Genomic DNA, 17,060 nt, shown 5'->3' with positions numbered 1-17,060 from the left:
GTCGACAACGCGTACTACGCGACCACCAACGCCACATTCCCCGTCGCGGCCTCTCCGATTACGGCCGCGTCGAACCCATGCTTGCTGAAGACGTCAAGCACTTCAGGCGCGGACGATCGCGAACAGGCGACGAGCAGACCGCCGCTTGTCTGCAGGTCGGATAACAGCGCATAAATCCCCATCGCCGCGACCTGTTCGAGCGCTGAGGAGAGGAATCGTTTTCGGTGGGACGGCCGGACTTCAAGTTCTATCGCCAGCAATTGTGGGCGTCCCAAGAAATGCCAAATTGCGAGGCGTAGCGCTCGATTTTGTACTCGTGCGTATCTCGCCGTTCTTCATGGTGCTACCGAGTAGGGTAACAAATCGGTAGCAATCCCTTGAGCGAAGTTGCGACGGCGGGAGCGTATCAGCGCTTTCAAACCTCCACGACCGCGCGCAATTCAACCTTAAGCCTGGGGGAAGACCGTTACCAAACGAGCAGAACGTTTGGGGGCTTTAATGCCGCGGGCGCAAACGTGCCGTGTGTCGATATCTGTCCAATTGCAAAGGTAATTACCCCTAGAAGGGCCTAAGCCTCGGCGCAGCCGAGGAACGCCGGAATTCGTCAACATCGGCTCGCTCCGTATGAGCGAGCAGGCGATTTCGAGCTACTTTTGCATACAGCGAATGGGGGCCGGATACTGTCCGACCAGTTCATCGACAGTCAACAGGGTGACACCCTCCACAATCGATTGAGCGACCAAAATCCGATCAAAGGGGTCCTTATGGATCGCTGGCAGTCCATCCACCGCTACTGCGTGTTCGCTGGTGATTGGGAGCTCTTGGTAGCCGTTATCGATGAGACCGCGGCGAAGTAGGCGAGGGTCCACGGTAAAATCGGCGCGGCCCAGCCCGCGCTTAATGGCCACCTCCCAAAGACTCGCCGCGCTAAATAGCAAAACATTGTCGATATTCTCGATTTCAGCCAGAGCAGCGGGCGGCAGTTTTCCAGGCTCTCCCGCAGCCCAAAGCAGAAGATGCGTATCCAGCAGGAGTTTCATCATTCGCCGCCAAACAGTTTCTCGATATCTTCGCCACCCATCCGATCAAAGTCTTCCGGTACGGAAAACTGCCCCGCCATGAATCCGACGCGACGAGTTTCGTCGGCGGCAGGTGCCTCGACCGCAACGACCTTCACCAACGGCTTACCCGCTTTGGCGATGATAAAGGACTCGCCTTTCGCCGCTTTCTCAATGAGCCGGGACAAATGAGTTTTCGCCTCGTGAATATTTACAGTGTGCATGGCCAATCTCGAACTTAGTCTTACGAACTTAGTTCGAATCCTGCCTGATAGCAAGCTGGTCGCGCCGAAGAATTCACTTTGACGCCAAGCTGATCCGAAAACGCAGGCAACTAGAGGGATCCCAGAGCGCGCCCCGCCCCAGCACTGCCGCGCTCTGGGGCCCGTTGCAAGCTTCCCAGCTAAGCTGCGCCGTATTGGACCTTTCGGGTTGAAGTTGGAAAAACCTCGGACTTAGGTCGGGTGCGCTCGGGCAAAGGTCCTATCCGCATTGCCGAATCTGATTTCGCCCGCCATTGCTGCCCAAGCACTAACGGTATCGGAAGCCCCCGCCGTTGGCGCCAGAGATCCCAGAGCGCGACCCCAGCCCCAAGCGACCCAGCGCTCTGGGGTCCACCTCAGGGCTAGGTTCCGCAACGGTCGAGCCGCGACGGTTCATCTGTGGTTCAGGCCAAGCTGAGAACTAGAGAGGATGCGTCAAATGAAAAAGCTATTCCCCACCCTCGGAGCCGTGGTCCTAGCGGCATCTTTCGTGCTACCGCTAAACGCCGCGCCGATCTTCGTGCCAAAATCCGAACATGTGCGGGCTGGCGATGTCGAGCAGGTAAGGCACCGGAAACATCGTCATGAGCACGCGGATCGCCACTGGAAACGGCCGTACGCCCACCGTCCCTGCGATTACTACGGCCGGTGCTACCCCCGCTATTCCCGGTATTACGGCTATCGAGATTATTACCGCTACGAACGGCGACAAGGCGTGACCGTCTATTTTAACTACTAGCCGCAACGCTCGCATGCTTAACACCGCCCCGGGGAAACCGGGACGGACGTTCGATTGAGGCGTGATACGTGGAGATTGCCGAGGCCCCGCCGGGGACCGCGAACCTCTTCAATCGTTCGAAAGGGTTGTAGACGTCAGGCCGGAGGCACGGCATTGTCGCAGCGTCACGGCGGCAACTTCTTTGGTTGTTTTGCGGCCGGATCGGCGCATACTGTCTCTATCGCTGGGCAATATTTAGGGCCCCGACGACTGGAAGACTTCACGCTTTCGCCCCAGGTTACAGGAGGTCGCGTGATGTCTCCCACGACCCACTCAAAGGTACTTCTCCCTCACGAGATCAACCAGATCGAACAGATCTTCGTGGACGTCCTGCGCGGGCTCGGCCTGTCGCGGAATTTCGAGGCCGCAGAGGCAATCGGAAGGCGTATTATCAGCTGTTACCAAGGCGGCACTCGGGAGAGCGGCGCTCTGAAACACATGATCGGCTACTATAAATCGGCGGCGGTGGAAGAGAACGCGGACTCGCTTACGCGCGGCACCCGGGAGGTTTCGATCCAGGAGATTACCGGCCAGCCACTCAGCCCCGACGAGCTTGATATGCTCCAACGGACATTCGATCGGGCGTGCATCTGGTGTCGGATCCCGCGCTCTGGAAAACGCGCCGAAAGCCTGGCCCGGCATATTGCCAATCAATTCCGCAATGGGGTGAGCGACGAGGCTGCGCTGTTCGACAACGCGATGTGGCGGGAGCAAACGTCCCGCAGCTCTTTCTATCAGTCGGATGCATAGGGAACATTCCGGATCGGTGGCCGTTGTTTGCATTGCCGATGACCCCAGGGATCAAAGGCTGGGGTTCCATCGACAGTTTTAAGAATGCGGCCCCTTAATGTAGCACGGTTGGTATAGTACGCGCGCTCTGAGACCCCGTCGGAAGCGACGGGGTCATTTCTTTGAGGCAAGCACTTCGGCTTAGGTCTGATACTCCCCCGCAAGGTCCTGATCCGGTAGTCAACCGGCATGCGATGACCGTCGATGACGTCGAATGAAGTCCCGGATTTCGTGAATGAGTTGATCGCGGCTGGGTGCGAGATCACGGCCATTGGGCACAAGATTTACGTGATAGGCGAGGCGAAGGATTCCGCAACCGAAGAGGTTCGTCGGACAACAGAAAAATACGGGGACCGTGATCCGCTGAGGTTGGAGATTATCGCCATAGCCATCACGATTGTGCTCATCACAGCCGCTGTGCTGATCTGGTTGATTCTGTCGCTCACGTATGCGCGACAGGGCTCCTACAAAAACCCTGAATTTCTACTGAAAGTTTAAGATCTAATATACGCCGAACGACGTGAGAACGCGCCGTGTACGAAAGAAGATTTCTAACCCGTTAGGATTAGTGCGAATTTGACACCTGTCAGATCCTGAAGTCGTCGCCTGTCGGTTGAGAAACCAGGCAAAGCAGCCTCTAATACGCACTAGAACGATCTGTGAACAACTTTTGTGCCAAAGCACAACACCTCAACCCAATAAATTTTTGGGCTTATTCCGTTCAGGAATGATTGAACTCATACCGGCCGCTCCATGACTCGGTGAGACGACAGGCCTTGCCTACAGTCGTAATTTGTGGCGCCATCAAAATCCCTGCCGGCAACAATTCGGGGAATTCCAATGAAAGGCCCACAACCGATTATCCTGGATCAGGTCCTATCCGATTTGATCAGGGGCCAGATTGAGCAACGCCACACAAACGAACTTCGGGCCATTCTCTCCACCGGCAATGAGATTACGATGCACGGACCCTTTACCATTGGGCGCGACTTCATCATCTACAAAACCGCGAAGGATAACAGCGGCAAGTGGGCAATGACCCCCTTTGCTCATATCGTGCAATTGGTAATTACGTAGACCTCGGCGCTTAGCTTCGGCCTTACCTAATTGCGACCACACGGCGAGAAAGTGTGGTATACCGGACACAACCGGCCCCCTCCCTAGCCGCACGGACCGCGAGGCCTTAAAGGGCGCTTGCGCGTCTTATTGCCAGAAATGGCGAACTGACAATGGCGACGAATGCGATTTTCGCGCTACTCATCGCGTCCATGGGCGTTCTTATGGTTTGGGCCTTCAGACCCGCGCCGACTATCTTCACTGGTTATGAAACACCACCTAGCGCGGCCAAATCCGACCGCATAGACAGCGTACCCCGTTGATGCAATCGAACGGCGACCACCCTGCGCAGACGGCGGCCCTTGGGTGGGCACTTTGTCAATAAAAAAGGCCGGGCAAACCCGACCTTCTACATATCGCCTCAATAGCCAGTGCCAGTACATCCGTGGTCAATGGCCAGAAGCGATATTTGTTAAGCAGCAGAAAGGTTGTCCGCTGCGCTCTTGCCGGATCTACCATCCTGCACGATTTCGAAACTGACCTTCTGACCTTCGACAAGTGACCTCATCCCAGCCCGTTCAACTGCGGATGCGTGAACGAAGACGTCCGTTCCGCCGTTGTCAGGGGCGATAAAGCCAAAGCCTTTGGTGCTGTTGAAGAACTTTACGGTTCCAATGTTCATAACAATTTCCTTTCAATCGCAATTGAATTTCCTGGCCGACATGGCGTCAGCCAAGCGTTAGATCGATTTTGAGAGAAAGGTCGGCTTGAACGCCAAAGCGAGGAAACAAAGCTCAACAAGCAAGATCGATGCGCAACTCCTACAGGCACAATGTGTCGTCAACAAGTCGGCATCCGCGGTAGGATCGATCTAGCTTCTGGTCTGGAGAGGAAGCCGAGGCTGTCCCCGCCTGCTCCCATAGCCGAGCATAGTGCGACCCGGCGTGGTAGAGGTGTGGCGTAAGACGAGGAGAGATAGCGGCTCTCCGCTGGAAGCAATCGATTTCGCGGGGGCCAGAGCATCAATTGTAGAGAGTGCGGAGCAAAGAGCTGAAGGTGTTCATTAAAGGAGCCCAAGTCGGGCCGTGGGCGGGTGTTGACCTCTCACCGTCGGTGGTTACCGCACTCATCAAGCAAAGCAGGCAGAGGGGCTGCTGGCGTTAGGGGTTAGAAGCGACGACGACACCTTCATCGTGAGCGACTTTGAGGGGCAGCCGCTCAAGCCGCGAAAGCTGACCGATGGCTGGCTGAGCTTCCTCGCCTCCCGCACGAAAGATTCCACGATCTGCGCCACACACATGCGACCCAGTTGCTTGCGGCAGGCGTCCGTCCCAAGATTGCTAGCGAGAGACCCGGACACTCGACAATCGGTATTACGCTCGATCTTTATTCGCATGTGATGCCGGGTATGCAGGCAAATGCCGCCGCGCAGATTGACGAGATGATCCGGCGTGCGGTAGGGGACTCTAGCGAAAGCAAGGGTAGAAAATCGGTAGCGAACACCGGCTATGAACTCACTCGCCTCTGGCGAAAGAGTAATGAAATCAAGCCCCAGAAGGGAATCGTCTCCGGTGGGACGGCCGGACTTCAAATCCGGTTGGGGCAGCGAGCCTGTCCCGGGTGGGTTCGCCCCCCACTCCCCTCCGCCAAGGCGATCAGCGCGTTGAACGCGAAAATCTCGCCCAATTTGAGGATTAATCGGGGTCGGGCCGACTGTCGCCTGCGCGGGATCATGACGGAGCGCAATGACATCAAAACAATTTACCATGGAAGAAACTATACAATTGTATAGCAATGATCTTGCGACGCGGCCACACCCGGTTATTCTGGGCTTCGGCGGCCTCGGCCGCCTCAATCAAATCTCTAATCCTGGTAGTAGCGATGTCCCGCTTCGATATTCTCTTCGAACCCGTCAAGATCGGCCCGGTCACGGCGCGTAACCGCTTCTACCAGGTCCCGCACTGTTCCGGCATGGGATACCGTTATCCCAACGCAGAGGCCCACCTGCGCGGCATGAAAGCCGAAGGTGGCTGGGCGGTCGTCTCGACCCAGGAAGCGGAAATCCATCCAACCTCGGACCTGACGCCGGCCAACGAAGCGCGTCTTTGGGACGAGGGCGACCTGCCGGCGCTCTCGGCCGTCACCGAGCGCATCCATCACCATGGCAGCCTGGCGGCCATCCAGCTCGTGCATAATGGCCTGCATGTCGCCAACCGCTTCAGCCGCATGATCCCGCTTGCCCCGTCGCATGCCATCAGCGACAGCCTCGACCCCGTCCAGGCGCGAGCGATGGACAAGGCCGACATCGCTGACATGCGCCGCTGGTATCGCAATGCCGCGTTGCGTGCCAAGAGAGCCGGTTTCGACATCATCTATGTCTATGCCGGCCACGACATGAGCGTGCTGCAGCACTTCCTGTCGCGCCGCCACAATGATCGCAGCGACGAATATGGCGGCTCCTTCGAAAACCGGCTGCGGCTTTTCCGGGAGATTCTGGAGGATACCCGCGAGGCGATCGGCGATACCTGTGCACTCGCCGTACGCCTCGCAGTCGACGAACTGATGGGCCCATCCGGTATTACCAGCGAAGGAGAAGGCAAGGACATCATCTCGGCGCTCGCCGATCTTCCCGACCTATGGGACGTCAACCTTTCCGACTGGTCCAACGACAGTCAGACGGCCCGCTTCTCCGAAGAAGGCTACCAGGAGCCCTATATCCGCTTCGTCAAATCCGTCACGACCAAGCCGGTGGTCGGCGTTGGGCGCTATACCTCACCGGACAGCATGGTGCGGGTGATCCGCCAGGGTATTCTCGACTTCATCGGCGCGGCACGCCCGTCGATCGCCGATCCCTATCTGCCGAAGAAAATCGAGGAAGGACGCATCGACGACATCCGCGAATGTATCGGCTGCAACATTTGCACTTCCGGCGACAATACCAACGTGCCGATGCGCTGTACGCAGAATCCGACAATCGGCGAAGAGTGGCGCAAAGGCTGGCACCCCGAGATTATTGCAACGTCGCTGGCGCCCGAGCCGGCGCTCATCATCGGTGGCGGCCCGGCGGGTCTCGAGGCGGCGCGTGCTCTTGCCCAACGCGGCGTCGACGTCGTACTCGCCGAGGCGGGCGGAGAATGGGGCGGACGGGTCGCGCGCGAATGCCGCCTGCCAGGGCTTGCGACCTGGGGCCGCGTACGCGACTGGCGCATCGGGCAATTGGGCACGCAGGTGAATGCCCAACTCTACCTGCACAGCCCGCTGAGCGCCGACGACGTTCTTCAGTACGGCATGCCTCATGTCGCAATTGCCACCGGCGCGAACTGGCGATGCGACGGCGCCGGCCGCACCCACCGCCTGCCCCTCGAATTCCTTTCCGAAGGCGCCCTCGTTTCGCCCGACGCCCTTCTTGTCGACGGCGCCGCGGCCGTGTCCGTCGACGGTCCGGTCGTAATCTTCGATGACGATTGCTTCTATATGGGCGGCGTGCTTGCTGAAATGCTGGCCAGGGCTGGCCGGGCCGTGACATTCGTGACGCCCGAAGCCCAGGTTTCGCCGTGGAGCAAGAACACGCTGGAACAGGGACGGGTTCAAAGACGTCTCATCGAACTCGGCGTGGATATCATTCCTGCCATGGCGCTTGCCGGGCGCACGAAGGACCGGCTTGAGCTTTCCTGCGTCTATAGTGGAAAGACGCGGCAGATCGACTGCGTCACACTTGTCCCGGTCACGGCTCGGCTGCCCGATGAAACCTTGTGGCATGACCTGAAAGCACGGGAAGCGGAATGGGCCGATGCGGGGATCAAGACTGTTGTCCGGCTAGGCGACTGTCTGGCGCCCGGCCTGATCGCCGCCGCCGTCTATTCGGGTCACGAATATGCCCGAACCTACCAGGAGCAGATCGACAGGGATTGCCCTCCTTTCCTGCGCGAAGACATAGCAGTGCTTCACGACAGGCTGGGTGGCTGGAACCGATAGCGGGCGCGCCGGTGCGCGTTGCCCTCAGCACAACCATCGCATTAAAGCTCGACGTTCGAGTTGCAAATACGCGCCTGCCGGCTTGCGCGCATTCACGATCCTGAAGGCAATTCTGTTGAACTCTGGGACCCCTGAGTAGTGATGAACGGTTCGCTGTCCATGCGCAGATAACCTCGAAGAACCGTCCATACGTCCTCGTATAGTTTTCCTCTAGACCGTGGAATGTCGCGCACTACTTAGTCATTTTGGCGCGCCTGAAATTATATCAGGCCGCAGCCTCTTCGCGTTCTCTGCCGCAAGGATCTGTGGCTCGGATCTGCCCTTCGCCCCTCCAACGTATTTTCACCACGCAAGCGGGAGGACTTTCCATGGCCACTGCCCAATGCACCTGTGGCGCTCTTAGACTGACGATTGGCGAACCGCCGCAATTGACCGCGCTGTGTCACTGTTTGGCTTGTCAGCGAAGAACTGGCGCGCCATTCAGCGCCAATGCGTTCTACTCTGTCGACTGCATCGAGATTTCCGGAGCGTCTACGGAATTCGTTCGCACGGGCGACAGCGGAGGCAAGGTGCGAATGTATTTTTGCCCAACATGCGGTTCTACCGTCTTTTGGAAGGCCGAGGCCGCACAATCCTGGATCGGGGTGGCGGTCGGCTCATTTGCCGACCCGACCTTCGCGCCACCTGCCCTGTCGGTGTTCGAACAATCGAAGCACAAGTGGGTGCAGATTGACGAAAAGGTCAGGCATTTCAAAGGCCTTCCGACCGGCCAAGACTAGTGCCGACGATACCTGACGAGAGTGTCGAGGCGTGCGTGAGAGCGAGCATGGTTGCGCGCCCTCCCGGCCGCGCGTCGCCATCACACTTGGCTTTGGATCCACTGCAAGAACTTGCTGATCGCCTTCTCGCGCGCTGCTCCAGATGCACGAGATACCATCCGCCCGGCTGCATGACATCCGAAGCGAGCGGGGCAACGAGTGTACCGTTGGCAATGTCTGCCTCGACCGAAAACTGCGGGACGACCACCACGCCTTGTCCATTGGCGGCCGCCTCTATCGCGAGCAGATTGCTATCGAAAAGCGGCGAGGATTTTTGGAAAAGACCGGTCGCTTCCACGCTGGCCGCCCAGGTTGCGGCATCCTCCGCTGCCGTTCCTCTCAAGGGAAAGCGCCAGAAGCAGCACGCCGTGGAGCGCAGGTCGATCGGGAAAACAACGCTAATCCAGGCATCGCCGGAGTCAAAGACAAATCGGCCCTAGTGCCCAGGCAAGCTCGGCGGCGCGACAAACTGGTAGTATGACCAAACCCCGATCAACGCGGCTACCAGTGCCAGCCAAATCAACGCCTTTCGCTGCGTTGGACTGACCGGCTTGGCCTCCTTCTTTGGCTTCGGTCGTTCAAACTTGATGATTTTGTTGTCGTCCATCCTGATCCCATCCTGAACAAGCCCACTCAGCAATGCCCGCATGCCCATGCATATAGCGGGCACGGCGTCATTGATACGCCCTCAAGCTCGCCTTCTTGACCTAGGCTCCTGATTTCGCGTCAATAAGACATGAACGCAGGCTCGTCCTGGTTATCGAGACGCGGGAGGCAGGAGCATGGCTGGGCGCCATAGAACCGCAGCATTCCAACGCCGTAGCCCTTTCGGACCGGCCTTCGATGGCGCGAAGATCGTCAGCCTACGGGTCTGTCGCGGTCCTGCCTCAGCAGCGCGTTTCGCCAATCCACCGACATGTCGGCGCATCAGTGGCTGATGCAGAGGCGCATTTCGAAGGCGAAGGAATACCTGATGAGCACCGAATAGTCTGTTGCTCAGATCGCACTTGTCCTAGGGTTTTCCGACCAGGCTCATTTTACCAGGGCTTTCAGCCAGACCGTCGGAATAAGTCCGGCGAAGTGGCGTCGTATGCGATGCCATTGAAGATTAGAGGCAAATGCTTGTTCTCCCCAAAGGAGCATCGCCATGAATTTCAACACTCAACGACTTGAATTTGCTGGATATTCCGGTGCAACCCTCGGCGCTCGTCTCGATCTTCCCAACGGTCCCGTGCGGGCCTACGCGATTTTCGTCCACTGCTTCACCTGCTCCAAGGATCTGGCAGCGGCGCGTCACATCGCTGCCGAACTTGCGCGTGAAGGGATCGCGGTCCTCCGCTTTGATTTTACAGGTTTGGGATCGAGCGAAGGTGAATTCGCCTCAACCAATTTCTCCTCCAACGTTGCCGACCTGCTTTCGGCTGCAGACTATCTGCGCCGACACTTCGAGGCACCGTCACTGTTAATCGGCCATTCCCTCGGCGGCGCCGCAGTTCTCGCCGTCGCCAGAGACATTCCAGAGGTCCGCGCGGTGGCGACGATCGGGGCGCCGGCCGATGTCGGCCATGTCCTGAAGAACTTCGGGACGAGCCTCAAGGACATCGAGGATAGCGGTGCCGCCGAGGTAGATCTTGCCGGGCGCAAGTTCCTGATCAGAAAACAATTCGTCGAAGACGCCCGCGCGCATCGCGTCCTGGATGCTGCGGCGACGCTGAAAAAGCCCCTTCTCATTCTTCATGCCCCGCTGGATCAAACGGTCGGTATCGAGAATGCGAGCGACATCTTCCACGCGGCAAAACACCCCAAAAGCTTTGTCTCGCTGGACAAGGCCGACCATCTGCTAACCGATCCTGCCGACGCCGCCTTCGCCGCCCGGATCATTGCGGAATGGCTGGGCCGCTATCTCGTGGCTGATCCGCCACACGGCGCGAGACCGATGGAACAGGTTCGCGTAATGGAAACGGGGGAAGGCAAATTTCAGAACTCGGTCCAGGCCGGCAGCCATCGCCTTTTTGCCGATGAGCCACAAAGTGCAGGCGGGCTGGATTCCGGTCCATCGCCCTATGACTTTCTCTCGATCGGACTCGCGGCTTGCACCTCGATGACGCTGCGTCTTTACGCCGACCACAAGAAGCTGGCGCTGGGGCGCATCAAGGTGGAAGTCTCGCATTCCAAGATCCACGCGAGGGATTGCGAAGAATGCGCTGCATCCGAAAGCGCCGATGGCGGAAAGATCGACCGGTTCGAGCGGGTCATATCAGTCGACAGCGAGGTGTCGGATGAGGTTCGCGCCAAAATCGTCGAAATTGCCGACAAATGCCCCGTCCATCGAACGCTGGAAGGGATAGCCAAGATAAAGACGGCCGTGAGATAGCCCCGCGGTCTCGCTCATCGGACCGGTACCGAACGCCGCGCAAGGTACGGGGGTCCTCGGCCTACGAGGCAAGAACCACGCCAAGCATGGACATCGTTTGCGTTAGAGGCTGATCGGGCGGAGGTGAAATCAGCGGCGATCTAAACAATGGTAGCCCGTGTGGCGAAGCTCGTCCGGAAAAGTGCGTCGTGCGCAACCGTGTCGGGATCAAAACAGCAGTCACGGACGATGTAGATTTTATAATCTGCATCGCTTGACCACCCGACGCTGGAAAAGAGGACGCCGCTGGTCGCTATCCCAGCCATGACCAGCGTCTTGATGCCTTTTGCCTGCAGGTCTTGGTGCAAAGTGGTGCCATGAAACACGTTGGCGCGCGGACATGCGTATCGCCAGTCGCTTTCGGCTACATCGAGCCCAGTTACGGGCGCAGGGTCACGAAAGTAACCTGTCTTCATGATGTTGCTGATCAACATATTGTTTTCACAGGGTGTCTCATAGTCGATCGCGAAATTCGCGAAGATCGTCGGGTTCTCAGTTTCACGCCACCGCGCAATCAGTGAATTGGTGCGATCGAGGAGATCCGTTGGAACATCGTTTGCCAGGATCGAAAAGACGTCGGCCTGATAGTGCATGATCAACAAAGCCGCATCGGCGACGTCCAAGTCATCCATATATGACACTGCTGTCCTCCCGCTTTCCCGCCCGCTCGCTTCGAAGTAACCAGGTGGCCGAATTCGCAAATCACCGAACGGCCCTCGCCTCACTCAACGCCGACGGGGCTTATCGTGTCAATCAATGCGGCGAGCGATCCGGTTAGCGCTACAGCATCCGACAACACGTTGATCGAGTCTTCCATGCTCCAGGCGACCCCAAAGGCAATCTTGAAGCCTGAAGACGACGAGATACCGTGCTAGTGCTTCAGTATCTGGCTGAGGAACAGCTTCGTCCGCTCGTGCCTCGGATTGGTGAAAAATTCGTCCGGGTTTGCTTCCTCAACTATCTGTCCGGAGTTCATGAAGATCACACGGTCGGCGACCGCCCGCGCAAACCCCATCTCGTGCGTGACGCAGACCATCGTCATGCCGTCCTTCGCCAGGCTGGTCATGGTGTCCAGGACCTCGGACACCATCTCCGGATCGAGCGCGGATGTCGGTTCGTCAAACAGCATCACTGCCGGCTGCATACAGAGCGATCGAGCGATCGCCACGCGCTGCTGTTGGCCTCCAGAAAGCTGGATGGGGAACTTATTGGCCTGTTCCGGAATTCGTACCCGCTCCAGGAATGTAAGCGCTCTTGCCCTCGCCTCCGCTTCCGATACGCCGTTGATCCACATCGGCCCGACCATGCAGTTCATCAGGACGGTCATGTGCGGAAACAGATTGAAATGCTGGAACACCATTCCGACATTGCGCCGCACGTCCGAGACATTGCGCATCTTGGCATGCAGGTTGATGCCGTTGACGACGATCTCACCTTCCTGGTGCGCCTCCAGGCGGTTGAAACAACGGATCAACGTGGACTTGCCGGAGCCGGACGGGCCGCAAATGACGATGCGCTCCCCTTTGCGGACCGTCAGGTTGATATCCGTCAGCACCTGGAAGGCGCCGTACCATTTGGAAACGTTCCTGGCGTCGATGATGGTCTCAGCACTCATCTGACCTTGCTCCTGGCATAGTGACGTTCGATGCGGGACTGGATCAACTCGAGAGCGATGGACAGGGTCCAGTAGAGCATGGCGGCGGATATGAGCATTTCCATGTGCTGGAAGGTCTTCTGGCCCAATGTGCGGGCGAGAAACATCAGTTCCCAGACACCGATGACGGAGACCAGCGAGCTATCCTTCAACATCGAGATGAACTGGTTGCCAGTCGGCGGGATGATGACCGGCAGCGCCTGTGGCAGAATGACCTTGCGCATCGTCAGCCCGAAGCCGAAACCGATGGAGCGTGATGCCTCCCACTGGCCGCGATCGATGCTCTGGATGCCGGAGCGGAAGATCTCCGTCATGTATGCGCCGTAGCAGAGCGAAAGTGCCAGAATGCCGGCCGGCACCGCATCGATGATGAAGCCGAGTTGCGGCAGGCCGAGATAGATCAGATAAACCTGCATCAAGAGCGGCAGGCCGCGAAAGAAGGACGTGTAGAAGCTGGCAATCGCATAGGCAAAGCCGTTGCTCGAGAGCTTGGCCACAGCGCCCAGGATGGCGATCGCCGATGCAATCACAATCGAGATCGCTGAAACATAGACCGTCGTCACCAGCCCCTGCGTGATGAGAAACGGCAACTTCTCCTCGATAAATGGCAGGCTGAGATTGAAGGTCTGGAAGAAGGCGAGGAACAGCGCGAGCAACTCCAGCCAGACGACGGCGATCTGGACCCTGAGGCTCGCAAAACCGATCAGGACGATGTTGAGGCAGAAGAGCACTGCCACGACGAATGCGGTCGCAAAACGGCCATAGAACCCACTTTCGAGCGGTTCGCCGATCACCGGGCGCATCAGTTCGCCCATCGTTGTGCCGGTCAGGCCGAAGGCCGTGAAGGCAATGAGAACGGTGGCGAAAATGCTAGCCACGAACCACGGCTTGTGGACGAGTATTTCGGACTCAACAGTATCCGGATAAAGCATCTTTGGTCCCTTTGGACAAAGGGCGGTCCGGTCTCCCGGACCGCCAGATATGGGGTGCCTTACTTCACGATGGTGTAGTCGACGCCGTACCATTTCTCCGAGAGCTTGCTCAGCGTACCGTCGCCCTGCATCGCCTTGATCACTTCGGCGATCTTGGCGCTCAGTTCCTTGTCACCGTATTCGATGGCGACAGCGAGCGGCTCGTAAAAGACAGGGTCGCCAACCTGCTTGATCGGATAACCGGCCTTGATCGCGTCGCGAATGCTGGGCAGCGACGACACGACCGCGTCGAGGCGAACACCGTCACCGAGGCGCAGGTCGTCGAAGGCTGTCGTCGAGTTGGCGTAGGATTTCACTTCCTTCGGCTTGAACGCGTATTCGAAGGCAGGGGCGCCGGCAGCATCGAGTGTCAGATCCTGTTTGGCGTAAGCTTCGAAGGTCGACGTCGCCGTGGCGCCGACAACCTTGCCGTCCAGATCGATCAAACCGACCGCAGGGCTGTCCTTGTGAACGGCTACGGCGGCCGGGGTGTAGTAGTAAACCGCCGGGAAATCGAAGACCTTGGCGCGTTCCTTGGTCGGCGTCATCGAGCCGACATGCATGTCCCAGCGTCCCTGCCAGTTGCCGGCGGTGATGATGTCCCAACCGGGCGTGACGAACTCGACGCCGACACCCAGCCGCTTTGCAATTTCCTTGGCGACATCGACGTCGAAGCCGTCCATCTCGTTCTTCTCGTTCATGAAGGATTGCGGCGCCCAGTTGGCGTCGGTCGCGACCTTCAGCGTCTTTGCATCGAGCACGTGGTCGAGCACGGCACCGGCGTGCGCCGGAAAGGTCGCGAGCGACAGGGCGAGCGATGCGGCCGCGGTGAGTTTTGCGAATGTGTTCATGCTGTCGTTCCCTTTTGTCGTTCTGTTTTTGACAGGGTCCTCTTCCTGCCATCGGGTTGATCTTGAGGTCTCAGCCGGCCTTCCGTCTTCCGGCGATACGGGGTAGCGCGGAGCTGCCCTTTCCTAGAAACCGTGGAAGTCAGCGCTCCCCTTTCTGGGCCATCTCGTCGCGGACGCTCCGCGCAACGCGGAAGGCTTCGACGCCGGCGGGAATGCCGCAGTAGATCGCGATCTGGACGAGTGCCGCGCGAAGCTCGTCATCGGTTAGACCGTTGCGGATCGCCCCACGAAAATGGATGCCGAACTCATGCATTCGGTTGAGCGCCGCGAGCATTCCGAGGTTGAGCAGGCTGCGGCTCTTCAGATCGAGGCCCTCGTCCGTCCAGACGGTGCCCCAGCAATATTCGTTCAACAGATCCTGGAACGGACGCGAGAAGGCATCGCTGCTACCGACCGCGCGATCGACATAGTCGTCGCCGAGCACTCTGCGCCGAACAGCCTCTCCCCTTGCCTGCAGCGCCTCATCCATCAACCGTCTCCCCCTGGCTCAGAAACTCGCCCATCAGCGATGCAACAATGTCCGGCGCCTCGATGAGGATGGAATGACGCAGGCTCGGCAGGATGCGGAGCTGTGAACCGGGAATGCGCTCATGCATGTAGCGCGCCATACGTGGGTTGGAGCCGGCGTCGTCCTCGCCGGTGGCGATCAGCGTCGGGCAGCGGATCTGGTCGAGAAAACCGCCGAAGTCCGTTTCCGCCAACACGCGATAGGCGGCCGCATAGCATTCCGGATCATTTTCGGCGTCCCGCGCCCTTAGCCTTTCGACCACGTCCGGGTGGCGCGCCTGGAAGTCTTCCGTCAGCCAGCGCGACAGTGAGGCATTGTGATGATCGGCAGGCGTACCGGCCCTGAGTGCGGCCAGGCGATCGAGAACCCGCTCACGCTCGGCCGGTGTGCGGCCGGCGACGGTTGACAAAAGTGCCAGCCGGCGCAGACGGCCAAGATGGGTCAGGGCGAGACGCTGGGCGATCAACCCGCCCAGCGAAAAGCCTGCGAGATGGAATGTGGGGAAACCCGCCGCATCGGCGAGAGCCAGCGTCTCGTTGACGAAGTCATCGATCTCGTACCGGCCCTTGACCCGGCTGGACCGGCCATGCCCGCGAAGGTCGAATGTCAGGATCGTAAACCGTTCCTTCAGGCGTTCTACCACGCCCGACCATGCCTCGAGATAGGAGCCGACGCCGTGGATGCAGACGAGCGGCTCGCCGTCACCCTCGATGCGGTAGTTGAGCGTCACCTCTCCAATCGTATGGCGCTGAGCCCCTGCCATCGTCAGCCACCCACCGCAACGCGCTTCTGTTCCGTCTCACGGGCGGCGAAGAAGGGCATGATTTCGCTGACGAACAATTCCAGCGTCCGCTTCTGCAGCTCGAACGGCAGATTGAAGGTCAGGCCCAGGCAGTACTGGTCCACGCCGGCGGCCTCATAGACCAGCAGCTTCTCGATCGCTTCGTCCGGCGTGCCGAACATCAGGTTCTTGCGGATGTTTTCCGGGTTGTAGTTGTCTTTGCCCTTGACCGCCTCATAGGGCACAGCCTCGGGGAACCCCTCGCTCACGGTTCCGATGTTCTGCATGAGGTTTTCGAAGGCGCGGCCGTAATCCATGCTGTGTTTGACGGCGCGCTCCCAGCCATCCGGCCGGTCATAGACGCAGGTGCGGCGCTGCATCATGAAGCGCGGACGCCGTACTTCGGGATGATCGGCAACGGCCTTATGAAACTTCTCGGAAAGCACGTGGATCTCGGCCTCCGGAGCGGAGAGCGGTGTCGACAGGATGCTGGCGCCGTTCGCGATCGCCCAGTCGAAAGTGCCGGGGTCGCGCGCCGCCACCCAGATCGGCGGATGAGGCTGCTGCAGCGGCTTCGGCACGGCCGCCGTGATCGGGAAATTCCAGTATTGCCCCTCATGGGCATAGTCGCCGGACCAGAGCTTCTTCACGGCCGGCACGATCTCCTTCATGTAGGCGACACCCTCCTGCTGCGGCATGCCGCCCGCCATGCGGTCGAACTCGTACTGGTAGGAGCCGCGGGCGATGCCGAATTCCAGGCGCCCGTTGGTCAGGTGATCGCAGAGTGCCGACTCGCCGGCGAGCCGGATCGGGTTCCAATAGGGCGCGACCAGGGTGGAGGTGCCGAGCCGGATGCGATCCGTGTGCTGGGCAAGCCAGACCAATGTCTGAAACGGATTGGGGGAGATCGTGCATTCCAGCGTGTGGTGCTCGGCAGTCCACAGCGTTTCGAAGCCGCCTTCGTCGGCAAGCCGCGCGAGTTGCAGCAAGTTGCTCTTCACCTGCTCCATCGGAATATCGGGGGAGAAGCGTTCCATCGTGAGGGAGACTGCGAACTTCATGTTTTCTGCCTTTCCTGTGCCCGT

General features: G+C 59.0%; 21 protein-coding genes and 1 tRNA gene. 9 read left to right on the top strand and 13 right to left on the bottom strand.

Annotation, left to right across the window (positions count from 1 at the left end):
- Positions 1–14: 14 nt before the first annotated feature.
- From IB265_RS26335 to IB265_RS26325, 3 genes are all read right to left on the bottom strand, one after another.
- Positions 15–260 carry an AIR synthase-related protein gene (locus IB265_RS26335; RefSeq protein ID WP_210334594.1) on the bottom strand — a complete coding sequence of 82 codons (246 nt, stop codon included), beginning with the start codon at positions 258–260 and terminating at the stop codon, positions 15–17.
- 387 nt (positions 261–647) lie between these two features.
- Entirely contained in the window at positions 648–1,040 is a 393-nt protein-coding gene (locus IB265_RS26330; protein ID WP_113511284.1) for a type II toxin-antitoxin system VapC family toxin, read from the bottom strand.
- Positions 1,040–1,282 (bottom strand): type II toxin-antitoxin system Phd/YefM family antitoxin, encoded by a 243-nt coding sequence (locus IB265_RS26325; RefSeq protein WP_113511260.1) that lies wholly within the window; start codon positions 1,280–1,282, stop codon positions 1,040–1,042. The genes IB265_RS26330 and IB265_RS26325 overlap by 1 nt, the downstream gene beginning before the upstream one ends.
- 478 nt (positions 1,283–1,760) lie before the next feature.
- Between IB265_RS26325 and IB265_RS36940 the strand changes: the two genes are divergently transcribed.
- The 4 genes from IB265_RS36940 to IB265_RS26310 all read left to right on the top strand — a co-directional run bounded on the left by IB265_RS36940 (position 1,761) and on the right by IB265_RS26310 (position 3,965).
- Entirely contained in the window at positions 1,761–2,060 is a 300-nt protein-coding gene (locus tag IB265_RS36940) for a hypothetical protein (protein ID WP_113511285.1), read from the top strand.
- Between the two features lie 294 nt (positions 2,061–2,354).
- Positions 2,355–2,849 (top strand): hypothetical protein, encoded by a 495-nt coding sequence (locus tag IB265_RS26320; RefSeq protein WP_192495311.1) that lies wholly within the window; start codon positions 2,355–2,357, stop codon positions 2,847–2,849.
- A 243-nt stretch (positions 2,850–3,092) separates the two neighbouring features.
- Positions 3,093–3,386 (top strand): hypothetical protein, encoded by a 294-nt coding sequence (locus IB265_RS36935; RefSeq protein ID WP_058327205.1) that lies wholly within the window; start codon positions 3,093–3,095, stop codon positions 3,384–3,386.
- A gap of 342 nt (positions 3,387–3,728) precedes the next feature.
- Positions 3,729–3,965 carry a hypothetical protein gene (locus tag IB265_RS26310; RefSeq protein WP_058327206.1) on the top strand — a complete coding sequence of 79 codons (237 nt, stop codon included), beginning with the start codon at positions 3,729–3,731 and terminating at the stop codon, positions 3,963–3,965.
- A gap of 451 nt (positions 3,966–4,416) precedes the next feature.
- On the opposite strand, the gene IB265_RS26305 is transcribed toward IB265_RS26310, so the two are convergent.
- The gene (locus tag IB265_RS26305; RefSeq protein ID WP_058321929.1) at positions 4,417–4,626 is read right to left on the bottom strand and encodes a cold-shock protein; all 210 of its coding nucleotides are present in this window, start codon (positions 4,624–4,626) and stop codon (positions 4,417–4,419) included.
- An 871-nt stretch (positions 4,627–5,497) separates the two neighbouring features.
- On the opposite strand from IB265_RS26305, the gene IB265_RS26295 reads away from it, so the two are divergent.
- The 3 genes from IB265_RS26295 (at position 5,498) to IB265_RS26285 (ending at position 8,698) form a co-directional block, all read left to right on the top strand.
- Positions 5,498–5,593, top strand: a tRNA-Sec gene (locus tag IB265_RS26295).
- A 232-nt stretch (positions 5,594–5,825) separates the two neighbouring features.
- Positions 5,826–7,919, top strand: coding sequence for an NAD(P)-binding protein (locus IB265_RS26290; RefSeq protein WP_192495310.1), 2,094 nt, complete (start codon positions 5,826–5,828; stop codon positions 7,917–7,919).
- Between the two features lie 368 nt (positions 7,920–8,287).
- Entirely contained in the window at positions 8,288–8,698 is a 411-nt protein-coding gene (locus IB265_RS26285) for a GFA family protein (protein WP_192495309.1), read from the top strand.
- On the opposite strand, the gene IB265_RS26280 is transcribed toward IB265_RS26285, so the two are convergent.
- Both IB265_RS26280 and IB265_RS26275 read right to left on the bottom strand, forming a co-directional pair.
- On the bottom strand, positions 8,670–9,035 hold the full coding sequence (locus tag IB265_RS26280; RefSeq protein WP_309140469.1) for a LysR substrate-binding domain-containing protein: 366 nt from the start codon (positions 9,033–9,035) through the stop codon (positions 8,670–8,672). The two genes, IB265_RS26285 and IB265_RS26280, sit on opposite strands and share 29 nt — an antisense overlap.
- A 138-nt stretch (positions 9,036–9,173) precedes the next feature.
- Positions 9,174–9,344, bottom strand: a complete 171-nt coding sequence (locus tag IB265_RS26275; protein WP_192495308.1) for a hypothetical protein — start codon at positions 9,342–9,344, stop codon at positions 9,174–9,176.
- 393 nt (positions 9,345–9,737) lie between these two features.
- Here IB265_RS26275 and IB265_RS37825 point away from each other — a divergent pair, with 393 nt between their 5' ends.
- Together IB265_RS37825 and IB265_RS26265 are read left to right on the top strand one after the other, a co-directional pair.
- The gene (locus tag IB265_RS37825) at positions 9,738–9,842 is read left to right on the top strand and encodes a helix-turn-helix domain-containing protein (protein WP_113511287.1); all 105 of its coding nucleotides are present in this window, start codon (positions 9,738–9,740) and stop codon (positions 9,840–9,842) included.
- A gap of 42 nt (positions 9,843–9,884) precedes the next feature.
- Complete coding sequence (locus tag IB265_RS26265; RefSeq protein WP_192495307.1) at positions 9,885–11,111, top strand: bifunctional alpha/beta hydrolase/OsmC family protein; 1,227 nt, start codon at positions 9,885–9,887, stop codon at positions 11,109–11,111.
- 140 nt (positions 11,112–11,251) lie between these two features.
- Here the strand turns inward: IB265_RS26265 and IB265_RS26260 are convergent, their stop codons facing one another.
- From IB265_RS26260 to IB265_RS26230, 7 genes are all read right to left on the bottom strand, one after another.
- Entirely contained in the window at positions 11,252–11,782 is a 531-nt protein-coding gene (locus IB265_RS26260; RefSeq protein WP_245296091.1) for an isochorismatase family protein, read from the bottom strand.
- 239 nt (positions 11,783–12,021) lie between these two features.
- Positions 12,022–12,765: an amino acid ABC transporter ATP-binding protein gene (locus IB265_RS26255; RefSeq protein WP_057249868.1), complete on the bottom strand. Its 744-nt coding sequence runs from the start codon at positions 12,763–12,765 to the stop codon at positions 12,022–12,024.
- On the bottom strand, positions 12,762–13,736 hold the full coding sequence (locus IB265_RS26250; RefSeq protein ID WP_057249870.1) for an amino acid ABC transporter permease: 975 nt from the start codon (positions 13,734–13,736) through the stop codon (positions 12,762–12,764). Before IB265_RS26250 ends, IB265_RS26255 begins: the two co-directional genes overlap by 4 nt.
- Positions 13,737–13,795: 59 nt before the next feature.
- Positions 13,796–14,626: a transporter substrate-binding domain-containing protein gene (locus tag IB265_RS26245; protein WP_057249872.1), complete on the bottom strand. Its 831-nt coding sequence runs from the start codon at positions 14,624–14,626 to the stop codon at positions 13,796–13,798.
- A 139-nt stretch (positions 14,627–14,765) separates the two neighbouring features.
- Positions 14,766–15,155, bottom strand: a complete 390-nt coding sequence (locus IB265_RS26240; protein ID WP_057249874.1) for a carboxymuconolactone decarboxylase family protein — start codon at positions 15,153–15,155, stop codon at positions 14,766–14,768.
- Positions 15,148–15,957 (bottom strand): alpha/beta fold hydrolase, encoded by an 810-nt coding sequence (locus tag IB265_RS26235; protein ID WP_057249876.1) that lies wholly within the window; start codon positions 15,955–15,957, stop codon positions 15,148–15,150. The genes IB265_RS26240 and IB265_RS26235 overlap by 8 nt, the downstream gene beginning before the upstream one ends.
- Positions 15,958–15,959: 2 nt before the next feature.
- The gene (locus IB265_RS26230) at positions 15,960–17,036 is read right to left on the bottom strand and encodes an LLM class flavin-dependent oxidoreductase (RefSeq protein ID WP_057249879.1); all 1,077 of its coding nucleotides are present in this window, start codon (positions 17,034–17,036) and stop codon (positions 15,960–15,962) included.
- Between the last annotated feature and the right edge of the window lie 24 nt (positions 17,037–17,060).

Source organism: Ensifer sp. ENS10 (assembly GCF_014852025.1).
Classification (GTDB): domain Bacteria; phylum Pseudomonadota; class Alphaproteobacteria; order Rhizobiales; family Rhizobiaceae; genus Ensifer.
Note: the sequence above shows the minus strand (reverse complement) of the source record. Positions and strands in the feature narration are given on the sequence as shown.